The organism is Microcoleus sp. S13_C3, from assembly GCF_036700905.1.
In the GTDB taxonomy this organism is placed as follows: Bacteria; Cyanobacteriota; Cyanobacteriia; order Cyanobacteriales; family Microcoleaceae; genus Microcoleus.
Map to the genome: position 1 here is coordinate 1 of NZ_JAUBPT010000197.1, position 13,319 is coordinate 13,319.

Genomic DNA, 13,319 nt, shown 5'->3' on the forward strand with positions numbered 1-13,319 from the left:
GTCAACAGTCAACAGTCAACAGTCAACAGTCAACAGTCAACAGTCAACAGTCAACAGTCAACAGTCAACAGTTAACAGTTAACTGTCAACAGAGGACTTGCATTCCTGACTAGAAACCTGACATCGTATTAGTTCGGGGGCCGGGGGAGGCGAAAACTCAGGGGACTGAGGATTTGATTGAGAGTTCGCAGTTGTTCGGCAGTACCCAAACAAATCAGCGTATCTCCTCCTTCGATCGCAGTTTCTCCTGTAGGCCCGACAATCAAAGTCCCGCCAGCGCGCCGCACTGCTAAAACCAAGGCCCCCGATTGCGATCGCAACTTGGCATTTCTCAAAGTTTCTCCAACGTAGACACAAGTATTGGGATCGACCAAAAATTCTTCCATGTAAAAAGAACTCTCGGTACCCGTCAAAACACCATCTAAAAAATCCATAACTTGAGGCCGCAAAGCCGCCGCAGCCATGCGTTTTCCCCCGGTAATGTAGGGGGATACGACGGCATCGGCGCCGCCCCGTTGCAACTTCTTTACCGCTTCTTCTGTGGTGGCGCGGGCGATCGCCCGTACCTTCGGATTCAGAGTTTTCGCTGACAGGACAGTGTATAAATTCTCGGCATCCGAAGGCAAAGCTGCTACTATGCAAATTGCGCGATCGATCCCCACACTCACCAAAATTTCGTCTAGAGTTGCGTCTCCTTGGACAGCCGTGTACCCCAGTGCCAAAGCTGCCTCAACCGACTGCACCGCCGAATCTATCACCACAAAAGAGATATATTCGGCCTGAAATTCCAAGGCAATTTGGCGGCCAGTGCGCCCAAAACCGCAGAGAATGTAATGCCCGATCAAAGAATCTACCAATCGTCGCTGCTGCCTAATTCTTGCTCCTTCTTGAAAATATCCTTGAATCAGCGCTTCTGTAAAGCGGTTGACGATGAAACCTATCACAATCACGCCCATCAAAATCAGGCATATGGTAAACATTCGCCCGCGTTGACCTAGGGGGTGAAGTTCACCGTAGCCGACAGTTGCTAGGGTAAAGACTGTCATGTAAGCGGCATCTAGCAAAGGCCATTTTTCCACCTGCCAATACCAGAGAGTACCCGTGCATACAATGCCCCCAAGGGCTAGGACTCCGCCCCTTAAGTCTTTTTGCAGGCGCTGGTACTTTTTCTCTAAAGTTGAATACACCGATCGGGCTTACCTATTACCTATTAGCTGCTACCAAATTAAACCATATCAGCCCTAGACGCAGGGGCGGTCAATCGATTTTAGATTGTAGATTTTAGATTTTAGAGGCGACCCCACGGATAAATGCTCTTTCTTGAGGATTGTAGATTTTAGATTTTGGATTGATTCCACGGATAAATCACGTGGCGGGTACCACCTTTGAAATTCTTAATCAAAAAGCCAGTTTCTGCCTAGATACTTTGCTGCAAAACTCAACATTTTGACCGAAAGCATCCAGGATACAAGCCACCGAATTTATCCGTGGGGTCAATGCTTCAATTCTTTAATCTCAATTCTTTAATCTCAATTCTAAAATCTAAAATCTAAAATCTAAAATCGATTGACCCGGTTTTTTTTGCGTGAGTCCCAACTCAGTTCCAATCCCGTCGCAGAGGTGGCGATTGTTTTTATTTGCGATCGGATTTGTCTGAAAATAATGGCGGGCTCCATCGCAACCCTGCAGCAACAAATCGTCAAGATTAAAATTCCACAGCATCACCGTACCGTCAGCACTAGCACTAGCGATCGCTTGGCCGTCTGGACTAAAACTCGCACTCCAAACAGCATCCTTGTTACCTTTTAAAGTTTTGAGCAATGTACCGTCAATGTTCCACAGCCTCACCATTTTGTCTGTGCTTGCAGATAGCAACATTTGACTGTCGGGACTAAAGCTGATATTTGTCAATCCACTTGTATGCTTTAAAATACTTAGCGGTGTGCCGTCTTTGCTCCAAATTCTCGCAGTTCCCCCAGCACTTGCAGTCGCCAGCATTGCTCCGTCTGGACTGAAAGTTACACTCATAATTTTATCACTTTCAATCTGTAAAGTTCGGAGCAATTTGATATCGGTGCTTGCTTCAATTGACTGCTGTTTTTGCAACTTTTCCACAATCTTTCTCAAACTCCAAAGTTTAACAGTGCCATCAGTAGCAGCCGCAGCAATTATCTGACCGTCTGGGCTAAAACTCGTGCTGGTTATCCAACCTCGCTCCACTTTTAAACTTAACAAGTTTTCACCGTTTATTTTCCAGAGTTTAACTGTTCCATCGGCACTTGCTGAAGCAATGATTTTACCATCTGGACTAAAAGAAACGCTTGTTATTTGACCGCTGTGTCCTTTTAGATCATGGATTAACTTGCCATCTTTTTGCCAAATTTTGAGAGTTTTGTCGTCGCTTGCAGAGACAATTATCTGACCGCTAGGACTGAAAATTGCCCTGATAATTTTATCAGTATGCCCGGTCAATGTTGCTTGCAAAGTTCCATTATTTTGCCAAAGTTTGATATAATTATCATCGGTAGCAGTCACAATTGTTTGACTGTCGGGACTGAAACTCGCGAAAGCAAGGGTACTGGCTTGACTCTGCAAGCGGTGGCGTTCCCGAAAGCTGTAAACTGCCTGTTCGAGGGCGATCGCCACTCGCATCTGAATATCTGAACTCACTCCGAGCGATCGTTTCATTTCTGTAACAGCTCTGATGCTTTCTAGCAAAGCTTCTTCTTTTTTATCGGCGGCAAATAGTGTTTCTGATAGCAAACTGAGAGTGAGGATTTTGTTGTTTCTTTCTTCGATTGACGGTTTAACCCAAAAAGCTACTATCAGGATTGATATTAATATGACTGCGGCTCCTGTAACTGTTTGCACTCTCAGTTGTTGCTCGCGCCAAAGTTTAACTGCAATCGCTTTTTTCTGCTTTTGTGCTTCGCTTAGTTCCTCTAGTAACTTTTTTTCGCGGCGCAGTTGTTCCATTTCAGCTTGAGTTTGTTTTTCGCGATCGCGCAATTTGGCAAATTCCGCTTCTTGACTCGCACCTAAAAATTGATAATCTTGGGTGTTCAAGCTTTTATTTGCCGCCCACTGTCGGGCATCTTCCAGTGCTTGACCGCGCAACAAGCGAGATTCGTCTTGACAATTTGTAGCTATCCATGCTGTTAGGGATTCAGCATAGGGGCGCAAGTCGCCGAGCGCTTTTTCTACCCAGTTATGGTTGAATATAGCTGCGTAAATGCGGTTGGATACGGTTAATTTTCCGGCTCGTTTTACTACTAATCCGCTCAGCCGCAATTCTGTTTGTTCGGGAGTATCATCGGCCCAGATTCCCCCTACCAGGGCGGGCACGGGGGCACCGCCCCTACAATCGGGGGGTTCTGAAAGTGGCAATATTTTTTGATATAGTCCTAATAACCTACTGGCGCGGTGCGGACTTCTGAGAAGGCGATCGCGAATTGTTTTGATGTGTACCGGTTCATCGGATGATTCCCAATTATCAATAATATGAGATTGCACTATCTCGCTAATTAATAATTGATTTGGAGTAAAATTTTCAGTTTTGCTTTCATCCGTTGAATCTGATAGAATAGAAGCGGACGCTAAGCTTTTTACATGGTGCAGAATCAGCTTGCAAAGCTTTTGAGTGAGAAATGGCTGTCCTCCAGTCCAGTCCAAAATCTCTTTTAAAACCTCTTGAGGATTTTCTACTTTTCCCTCAAATCCATTTGCTAAAGGCAGAGCTTCCTGTAATTTAAAACCGTGCAATTCAATAGGTAAACCGATATTAAAAGGCGTGCGAGTTGCATCGCTAATTAAATCCGATGGCGTAGCTACTCCCAGCAAAGCAAATGTAATGCGCTGGTATTCTGAATTGTGAGCGCGTTTATTGTAGCAACATCTAATTAATGCAAAGAAATCATCTAGCGGTTCTTGGAAACTCAGAACGCTATCAATTTCATCAATAAAAATGACCAGGTTTTGAGAAATTTTGACCAGCAGCAATTCTTCAATTAACTCTCCTAAGCGCTGCACCGGCGACATCAACTCTCTCTCCCGCCACCAAGCCATAAACTCGACTGGGTTAAACAGGTTGAAGCTGCACAATAGCTTGTAAGCGACGCCGCCGTACCACTTATCTAGAGAGACTTGCTGGTTGCCAATGTCCGAAAGGTCGATCGTAGCACAGGCAATGCCATCAGCGGAGAGCTTTTGTACAGTTCGCACCAGCAAACTGGATTTGCCCATTTGCCGGGAATTGAGTACGTAACAAAACTCTCCGGCTTTGAGGGCTTGATAAAGTTCTGAGTCAGCTTGTCGCACTACATAAGTAGGTGCATTTTGCGGGAGACTGCCGCCGATTTGATATTGGTAATCGACTGTCATTATATTGTCTAGAGTTAGATTATTTGATTACTTCTTTTGTGCCTTTACCGCAAGCAATCTTACCATTTTCATAGGTGGGTTCGGCTGGTTTAATTGTACCGGGAAAATCCGATCCACACAATATGGACGTTGTAGTTATTTCCTCTTTAGCAGCATTTGGCTCAAGATTTTTAGCACGAACCAGAAAAACACCACCGACATAACTTTTTAAGTTTTTTTCCTTGGCTACGGCATAATTAAATGCTGCTTTTTTAGTGGCGCGAACTGAATACTTGTAATTTGTTGTCTCGGTTTTAATCCCAATCCCCAAAGCATTAACAGAAGTAGCAAAAGCACTTTTTTCTGCAAAGTATGCTTGCTGAGCTTTGTTCATTGAGCCAACATAGCTTTTTGCTTCTGAAATCATGGGTTTATGGCTAGCATTCAGAAATGATGGCAGAGCGATCGCGCCCATTACTCCAATGCCCATTAAAAGCAATAAGCATCCGCAACCGTTATAAGCTGAGTTGCTAATACTTGATTCTTGAGCTTTAGTCATGGTGTTGTCTCCTTAAATGGTATATACAATGCGAATTAAAGTCGGCGAGGCAGAGCCTCTGGATCTGCGTTACCAGGCTCTGCCTGGTAACGAGGAAAAGGGGGAAATACTAATCTTTAAGCTCGCAGCTTTTGTACTTCTTTCCGGTCAATGGATGTGGGCTGAATCACTTTACTGCCGATCGCAAAATCGCGCAATTCCACTCTCGTAAACTTCACCCCCCAAGGATCTGTCGTTGTATCCAACTCTTCCACTAAAGCATTATTAATCTCATGTCGAGCCGTGTAGAGTTCCTCAACAGATAATTTAGCAAGGTGAGTCCGAATTGAAAGAATCAGCATATTTAACATCGCTTCCTTGAGATTCTGCACCTTGTAGGACGCTTTTTCTAAGTCAATTATGCGCCAGTACACAATAAAATCAACGGTGACGGCAACCCGATCGCGCGTCGTGCATTCTTGCGGTGACAGCCTTAAAATCTGCTCGCGCAGAGTTTGTTTATAGGCGACTTGCTCGACAAAGGGAATCAAAAAGGTTATACCCGGTTCTAGTTTTTTTCGATCGTACTTTCCGAAAATTTCAACTAAAGCCTCATCTCCTTGACGGACGATTTTTACGCTGCTGGCTAAGGATACTCCGGTGATGGCAAGCAATACCGTCAAAAAATAGTGATACATAGTGAATCTCCTGGTAAATAGTTGACAGTTGATGGTGATTTCTTAGTCCGCGAAGGCGGACTTTGTTTGTGTAGAAGCGATTTCAATCGCCGAGTCATAAAAGAGCTAAATCTGAGTTAGCTGTTGATGTGAATTAATCTGTCAGGTACAACAATCAGCGTGTTTCCTTCGCGGCGCAAAACATAAACTTTTTGTCTGGGTGCGATCGCCCCTTGGGAATCTTCATTGCGGGCTTTCCACGAAGCCCCTTCATAAATCACCATTCCGGTTTCTCCGGGGAAAATTTCGGAGATTGTTGTCGCTTCCGTGGCTTCGGGAATGACAAACTTTTTGCGAACAATAAAAATTGGTCTAATCCAGATACTCAGCGCGAGGGCTATCCCCATCCAGTAGAAGATTTGCCAGTCAAAATCTTCATACATTATGTTCGCCCAACTAAATTGAAATGCTACAGACCCTCTCCACAAAATAAATGATTCAATTACAGCCGAAGCTCCCATCATTAGCAGGTAAAATCTGTATTTTTGGGGCTGATTTTTGATGATTAATAGCTCGATCGCACTAAGCACAACTCCGATCAGCAACCACAACATCGGGGGGGTGAAGGCGAAACCTGGTTGATTAGTGGCTGAGGCCAGCGACCAAATTAGGATAGAATACACAATGCTTTTACCTCGTTTTGATGGGATTCAACCTTGTTATTTCTAATCTAATCAGGCGGCTATTTGAGTTGGTGACTGACTTATTTGAAAAATCATCGACTTTTCATCGACTTTTCATCGACTTTAGGGGCGGTTGCCATTTATGATGGTTTCAGTGTCTTGATTGTGATAAGCAATGCCACGATCGCTAAGGGTGCGCGAAGAGTGCATTCGTGCAGTTAAATCCTGTCTCCTGAGAAATGGCTTTCCCAGTCAGAAAATCCTGGCTGAGGATTTAGGGATGGCGCAATCTACTGTCAGCCATTTTCTGAATGGCAAACCTGTGGATTATGCCAATTTCATCGAAATTTGTCGCGGATTGGGTCAGGAATGGCGCGATATAGCTGATTTTGAGGCGAATTCAGATCCAGAGGAGGTAGTGCTGGTGAGGGCAAAAGTGGCGATCGTCTTCGAGGGCTTAGCCAACGCCAGATCGACCTCACACAAAACCCTCTCCCAGCAGTTACACCAAGCTTTGAGTGCGGGAGGCCACGAAGTCTTTTTTATTAACAACAGCAGCGACTCAGCCTCATATTTAAAGCATTGCGATTATTTGCTGTTGCTGATTTCGGAAGAATCGGCTGCTAGCGAAATGGTATTGGAACAAGTGCAGCTAGCCAAGGAATTGCACAATTTAACTGCTCATAAACCAGCCATTTTACCGATTTTAGTTGAATTAAATACACCGCTTTCCTTTGATTTACTCAGCTATTTAGCAGGAATTCAGCCCTGGCTGTGGGGCGGTGTTGGCGACTCATTTAAGTTATTATCACAAATTTTAACCATTATCAAAGAAGGTCGCACATCGTTAACTGCCGACCATGAATTGGCTGTAGAGTGGAAAGTAATTACTAGCACCAAACAGTCAATAATTAAACCCCTGCCAGCAGCGCCGCCAGAATTGCCGGGAGGACAAGTTGAACTCACTTCTTGTTTTTATATCGATCGCCCTCCGATCGAATCCCGCTGTTACGAGACGATCGCCCAACCGGGAGCGCTGATCCGCATAAAAGCACCCAGACAAATGGGCAAAACTTCTTTGATGGCGAGGATTTTGCATCATGCAGAACAGCAAGGTTCTCGCACGGTAGCGCTGAGTTTTCAGCTAGCCAATCGGAAAATATTCGCTAATTCCGATACATTTTTGCAGTGGTTTTGTGCTAGCATCGGTCAAGAGTTAGGAATGCTGGATCAGTTGCCCAAGTGTTGGGAATTAGCCGATTTGATTGGCAGTAATCAGTGCTGCAAGGCTTATTTTGAACAGTATTTGCTGTCTGAATCCTCAAAACCTCTGACGTTAGGGTTGGATGAGAGCGATCGCCTGTTTGAATCGCCGGAAATTGCCGACGACTTCTTTGGGTTATTGCGAGCTTTGCATGAAGAAGCAAAACGGCGCGATATTTGGAAAAAGTTTCGCTTGATTGTGGTGCATTCTACGGAAGTATATATTCCGCTGGATGTGAATAAATCGCCGTTTAATGTGGGTTTACCGATTGAATTGCCAGAGTTTAATTCCCAGCAAGTGCAAGACTTGGCAAAGCGGCACGGATTGAATTGGAGTGGGAATGAAGTTGGAGACTTGATGGGGTTAGTGGGCGGAAATCCTTATTTAGTGCGCCTAGGAATGTATCATATTTCGCGTCAAGATGTGACTTTAGATCGGTTAGTGAAAGAATCTGCAACTGAAGCGGGAATTTACAGCGATCATTTGCGGCGACATTTATGGAATTTAGAGAAATATTCGGAATTAATGGAGGCGATGAGAGAGATTGTGAGTGTTTCCCAGCCCGTTAGATTGAGGTCAGAATTGGGGTTTAAGTTAAATAGTATGGGGTTGGTGAAATTGGATGGAAATCATTGCATTCCGAGATGTCGGTTGTATCAGGAGTATTTTGGCGATCGGCTATAAGCCCAGAGAAACCGGGTTTCTGAGGAAAAATGTCAGGTTGATTGCCAAGTCTTGGCCAGAAACCCGGTTTCTAACCCTGGGATAACTCCAGAGAAACCGGGTTTCTGAGGAAAAATCTCAGGTTGATTGCCAAGTTTTGGCCAGAAACCCGGTTTCTGTCACAGGTTTGTGTTGCGTAAGTCCCAGAAAAGTCGATGAGAAGTCGATGAAAACTCACTCAAGTTCTCAAATAGCCACCTGATTTAATAAAAATAGAGTAGAAGCAAGGCGCAGTAGGCGAGGTTTGCAAGCCCCACCGCACTCAATGGACTGGATGAAAACGACGCTAAAAATAACTTGCTAGTTTTTCTTGGCATCGACTGTTAGATTAGGCGATGTTAGACAAGCTACCCGTACACTCGCTGTTTGACTCTAGAATCCCCATGTGTTTACGCCGGGGAGTATGTCAATCACTTGAAAACTACTCTGCTAACACATTTGGACAACTACCATGCAGCTTAAAAAAAATCCTCAACTCGATGCACTCAACAAACAAGCAGTATCGAGAACAACCATCCAGCTTAAGACAAACCCTCAACTCGATGCACTTAACAAACAAGCGGCATCTTCAGAAACAAACATTCCCCCTGCCAAAAAAAGTAAATCTTGTGTAGGAAGTTTACTGAGGATCACTTTTATTTATGTTCCTGTGGTCATGATACTTGCTGCGATCGTCCTCCCTTATTCTAGCGGTTGTGGTGGCAAGGCGAAGCTATCAGAAGCTAAACAATATGTTAGCGCAATGAACAAAGGTCAACAAGCAAAATACGCCGAAGATGGTGCATTTTCTAATTACATTAATGCCCTGGGTATCGGCATTAAAACTCAGACAACCAACTATAACTATTCAACCATATCTACCAAAAATGCTGCGTTTAGTTATGGTGTAGCCCGCAGCAATAATCTTCGTAGCTATGTCGGGGCTGTATTTTTAGTACCTGTTTCCAAAGCAGCTAACAAAGAGAAGACTACTGTATCCATTCTGTGTGCAGCAAATTCTCCTGGAAATACCCAACCGTCTAATCCTATCCTTCAGAATGGCGATCTTGTCTGCGGTGATGGCACTGTGCCAGTGACAAAGTAAATATCGACAAAAATTATGCCAGAAGTAGTCAAAGGCTTCATCATCTTAGCTTGCATCTTCATTCCCCTCGAAAGAATTTTATCGTTGCACAAGCAAAAGATATTCCGTCTCGGATGGGCAACCGATGCCACATATTTTTTTACAGGTCACTTTATTGGCAGATCGGGCGCTATTGTTGTGACTGTAATTTTGTCGCTGACAACTAATTTACTCAACCCGGAATTGCAAAGCAAAGTAGCCTCTCAACCTGCATGGTTGCAGTTGGCAGAAGCAGTTATCGTTTCCGATATGGCATATTATATCGCTCACAGACTACTGCATGAAGTACCCTGGCTTTGGCAATTCCATGCAGTCCATCACAGCATTGAACATATGGACTGGTTAGCAGCAGTGCGGGTGCATCCCTGCGAGCAACTGTTTACTCAGATTTGTAAAATTATGCCTCTTTACTGCTTGGGATTTACCAAGGAGAGTTTGGTGGTTTATGCTCTTTATTCGGCGGCGATCGCTTTCTTAATTCATTCTAATATTAAATTAAAATTTGGTATCTTAAAATGGTTTGTAGCCACCCCACAATTTCATCACTGGCATCACAGTAAAATTCCCGGAATAAACAACAAAAACTTTGCTGTTCAGTTGCCACTGTTAGATTTGCTATTTGGCACTATCTATATGCCAGCGAAAAAAATGCCTCATCAATATGGCATCTCTGATTCTATACCTGCTGGATATGTCGGACAAATGTTCTATCCATTTTCAAGGATGATTAAAAATGCTAGATAAAAATGCAAAACCAGGTATTAATCGCTATTCTCGCTTTTTGCTGGCAATTATGGGTTTGGGCTTGACGAGTGTTGCTTCTGTGGGTGCAGTTGCCCTATTTCATCACATGGATATCCTAACTTTTATCGCCAGTTTAAATACGAAACAAGTAACTGTTGCCGAATTGCAGCAGGGTAAGTTGAAACCAGTGATTTTGATCGATGTGCGATCGCCCGAAGAATACGCGGAAGATCGCATCGGTGAAAGTCCCCTTGTTCCCCTAATTGATATTGAGATGGGGTTCGGTGTCAAGCAGATTCAATCCATTGTAAAAGCTAGGGTTAAATCCGATAGACCTCAGCCGATAATTGTACTTTATTGTGCCAGAGGAGGGCGATCGGTTAAAGCCTACAAACAGTTGGAAAAAGTCGCTCGGTATTCCCAAGAATCGGGAGGAAATGAGACTAATAAGATTAAGGATATTAGCCTGAATGTTGTTGTCCTTTCAGGAGGTATCAAAGCGTGGCGGGAAGCAGTGCCGGCTGCAAAAGATGCTCAGATATTAGCTCCAATTACTTTGCACAGCTTGATAAAGTCTCCCTCAGTCACCCTGCTTTTGGAATGAATCGGGGCAGTTGTGACCAAATTGATTTCTGTCAAATCTCTATCAATAGAAAGGTGTATCGTGCTGACAGATTAGCTATCTTCAAGAAAAGTAGCCAGAATCCTCAGCAATCTGCAACGGTTGGCTGTTTGGGCAGGCAGCACAATAATCAAAGTCATAACATAAGTTGATTCCATGCAAAACACGGCAGATTTACTCCCCAAAATAGACTCGCCGAGTCTTCCCAAAAAGCAATCCGTACTCCCTAATTACGAAGCAGCCGATCGCCAATTTGTCAATTTGCTAGAAGTCGAGGATTTAGACAAGACGGTGGCGGCAAAACCGTTACTTGTCACCGATTTTGAAAGCGCGATCGCCTATGCAATTCAAGCAGCTTACCAACAGGAACCGGGCGATGAGGCCGCTCACCGCTTCTTGCAGCGCGTACTTTACCGCATCAACCGCCTCAACTTGTTTTGGTACGATGATTTACGCCGCTACAATAACGAACGATCGCACTATTTGCGTTCCGTGCGCGATCGCATTGAGGAACCTTGGCAGCAGTGGGAAATCGCACAAATCGACGTTGCAGCGTTGCAAAAATTGCCGGATGTCAAGCAAGCCCTGCGCGATCGCGCGGCCGCCGATGTCGATCCTCCTTTGAACGAGAGCGATCGCTATTTGCGGGAACAGATGACTGAAGAGGGATACAAACACCTACTGGCGATCGCCTCCTTCGACGGTTTAGTGGAAGCCAGCCGTGTTTCTCGCATCATCGGCGGTGCCGGCAACGAAATTCAGTGTACCCTTACGCGAGTGCTGATCGAAGAATACGGTGGCGGTCGCCTCCCCCGCAAGCATTCGACCTTTTTTGCTCAAATGCTGGCTGAATTCGATATGAGTACGGAACCGGAAGCGTACTTCGATTTAGTGCCTTGGCAAGTGCTCGCAAGTATTAATCACAACTTTCTGCTGACGGAACGCAAGCGCCATTTTCTGCGCTACAACGGCGGACTCACTTATTTTGAGGTGGCGGGGCCCGTCGCTTACCGCAATTATCTAGCCGCCGCCCAGCGTCTAGGCCTCTCGCAGGCTGCGATGGGTTATTGGGAACTGCACATCAAAGAAGATGAGCGTCACGGCCGCTGGATGTTGGATGAAGTGGCGATCCCGCTGGTTGACAGATACCCGCAGGAGGCTTGGGAACTGGTGTTGGGGTACGATCAGGAGAAGTCGATCGGCGATCGGGCTGGGGCTGCTGTAGTGCGATCGATCCAAGCCACAGAACGGAATTAACCGCTATATCCTAGGGTGGGTCAGAGACTGATGCACCCTAGATTTTGCAGCGTTCTCAATAATCCTTTTAGGAACAGGCTTTTCGGCCTGTTCCACAAGAAATACACTCTTTGTGGAACAGGCCGAAAAGCCTGTTGCTGACAATGGTAGAACAGGCAAGATGCCTGTTGCTGACAATGGTAGAACAGGCCGAAAAGCCTGTTGCTGACGTTCTCAATAAGCCTTTTAGGAACAGGCTTTTCGGCCTGTTCCACAAGAAATACACTCTTTGTGGAACAGGCCGAAAAGCCTGTTGCTGACAATGGTAGAACAGGCTTTTCGGCCTGTTCCACAAGAAATACAATCTTTGTGGAACAGGCCGAAAAGCCTGTTGCTGACAATGGTAGAACAGGCATCTTGCACCTACCAGCGCTGTATTTTAAAATGCTGTCATTAACTGAATTAGCTCGATCGACAAATCTCTTTGCGACTTTTGGTGCTTCTTAAACAAAACTCCAGCCAGCAGATAGATGTTTTCCGAATAAAAAGCCATTCCCTGTTCTCGCAGAGTGGCGATCGCGCTTTTCACCTTGGGTTCCGAGCTATAATAGCCAAAATTTAAAGGTGCAATTTCAAAATTCGCAACCGAGTAGCCTCGATCCAAGGCATAATCGATCAAACCCACAGGATTAGAATAGCTAGAAACCATCAGCAAAACTTCGTCGCTGCCCAAAGACAAAAGTTTCTTAGCAATTGTCGAACCATCACTCCCCCCGTGCAACAGCGGCTGGTAAATCTTATCATCCACCGCCGGCAAGTAAGGCGGATTTGAGATGACACAATCCGCCGACTCGTATAAGGGCGAATCAAAAAAAGAGCAATTGTTGACGGTGTATTGTTCGCTCAATTCATATTGCTTAATTTGAGACTGAGCAATTTTCCAAGCTACATTATTTAGCTCAAATCCCTGTATTTTTCCATCAAAATCACTTCTCAGCAAAGACTTAATAACTGGACTTCCCTCTCCTGAACCAAACTCTACGATAAGTCGAGAATTGTCACTAGCATTTAACACTAAACTTTCCAAGCAGTGCGCGTAAAAATCCGATTCTTCCGGGCAGTGGAATACCTGTTTCAGAGGATGGGATGAAGTGAGCATAAATTCTGTAACCAAGTTGACTATTTTAAAAGTATCGAATAAGTAATATTCCAGCCATCTGTCGCAAGAGCTATTTTATCAACTTCTGAAATCTATCTCTTCATGTGTTATCTGCTGTAGTTTAGACTAAAAAATGAGCGCAGCTAAAAGTAGCCACCTTTGAATCTCAGGCAAGCTGTTGCTCAAAAACT

Annotated in this window: 11 protein-coding genes; 5 read left to right on the plus strand and 6 right to left on the minus strand. The window is 44.7% G+C overall.

Annotated elements, in window-relative coordinates; genetic code table 11:
- Positions 1-128: 128 nt before the first annotated feature.
- The 5 genes from QUA16_RS32525 to QUA16_RS32545 all read right to left on the minus strand — a co-directional run bounded on the left by QUA16_RS32525 (position 129) and on the right by QUA16_RS32545 (position 6,257).
- Positions 129-1,187, minus strand: a complete 1,059-nt coding sequence (locus QUA16_RS32525) for a potassium channel protein (protein ID WP_333108468.1) — start codon at positions 1,185-1,187, stop codon at positions 129-131.
- Positions 1,188-1,542: 355 nt separating this feature from the next.
- The gene (locus QUA16_RS32530) at positions 1,543-4,380 is read right to left on the minus strand and encodes an AAA-like domain-containing protein (protein WP_333108467.1); all 2,838 of its coding nucleotides are present in this window, start codon (positions 4,378-4,380) and stop codon (positions 1,543-1,545) included.
- Positions 4,381-4,399: 19 nt separating this feature from the next.
- Entirely contained in the window at positions 4,400-4,918 is a 519-nt protein-coding gene (locus QUA16_RS32535; RefSeq protein WP_333108466.1) for a type IV pilin-like G/H family protein, read from the minus strand.
- A 116-nt stretch (positions 4,919-5,034) separates the two neighbouring features.
- Positions 5,035-5,595: an SPFH domain-containing protein gene (locus tag QUA16_RS32540; RefSeq protein ID WP_333108465.1), complete on the minus strand. Its 561-nt coding sequence runs from the start codon at positions 5,593-5,595 to the stop codon at positions 5,035-5,037.
- Positions 5,596-5,711: 116 nt separating this feature from the next.
- Positions 5,712-6,257: an NfeD family protein gene (locus tag QUA16_RS32545; protein WP_333108464.1), complete on the minus strand. Its 546-nt coding sequence runs from the start codon at positions 6,255-6,257 to the stop codon at positions 5,712-5,714.
- Between the two features lie 175 nt (positions 6,258-6,432).
- Between QUA16_RS32545 and QUA16_RS32550 the strand changes: the two genes are divergently transcribed.
- The 5 genes from QUA16_RS32550 (at position 6,433) to QUA16_RS32570 (ending at position 11,990) form a co-directional block, all read left to right on the plus strand.
- Positions 6,433-8,205, plus strand: a complete 1,773-nt coding sequence (locus QUA16_RS32550) for an AAA-like domain-containing protein (protein ID WP_333108463.1) — start codon at positions 6,433-6,435, stop codon at positions 8,203-8,205.
- Between the two features lie 490 nt (positions 8,206-8,695).
- Entirely contained in the window at positions 8,696-9,328 is a 633-nt protein-coding gene (locus tag QUA16_RS32555) for a type IV pilin-like G/H family protein (protein WP_333108462.1), read from the plus strand.
- A 15-nt stretch (positions 9,329-9,343) separates the two neighbouring features.
- Positions 9,344-10,111: a sterol desaturase family protein gene (locus QUA16_RS32560; RefSeq protein ID WP_333108461.1), complete on the plus strand. Its 768-nt coding sequence runs from the start codon at positions 9,344-9,346 to the stop codon at positions 10,109-10,111.
- Positions 10,101-10,715 carry a rhodanese-like domain-containing protein gene (locus QUA16_RS32565; RefSeq protein ID WP_333108460.1) on the plus strand — a complete coding sequence of 205 codons (615 nt, stop codon included), beginning with the start codon at positions 10,101-10,103 and terminating at the stop codon, positions 10,713-10,715. The genes QUA16_RS32560 and QUA16_RS32565 overlap by 11 nt, the downstream gene beginning before the upstream one ends.
- Before the next feature lie 174 nt (positions 10,716-10,889).
- Positions 10,890-11,990 (plus strand): iron-containing redox enzyme family protein, encoded by a 1,101-nt coding sequence (locus tag QUA16_RS32570; RefSeq protein ID WP_333108459.1) that lies wholly within the window; start codon positions 10,890-10,892, stop codon positions 11,988-11,990.
- Between the two features lie 418 nt (positions 11,991-12,408).
- Here QUA16_RS32570 and QUA16_RS32575 read toward each other — a convergent pair whose 3' ends face one another.
- Positions 12,409-13,128, minus strand: a complete 720-nt coding sequence (locus tag QUA16_RS32575; RefSeq protein ID WP_333108458.1) for an SAM-dependent methyltransferase — start codon at positions 13,126-13,128, stop codon at positions 12,409-12,411.
- Positions 13,129-13,319: the final 191 nt, after the last annotated feature.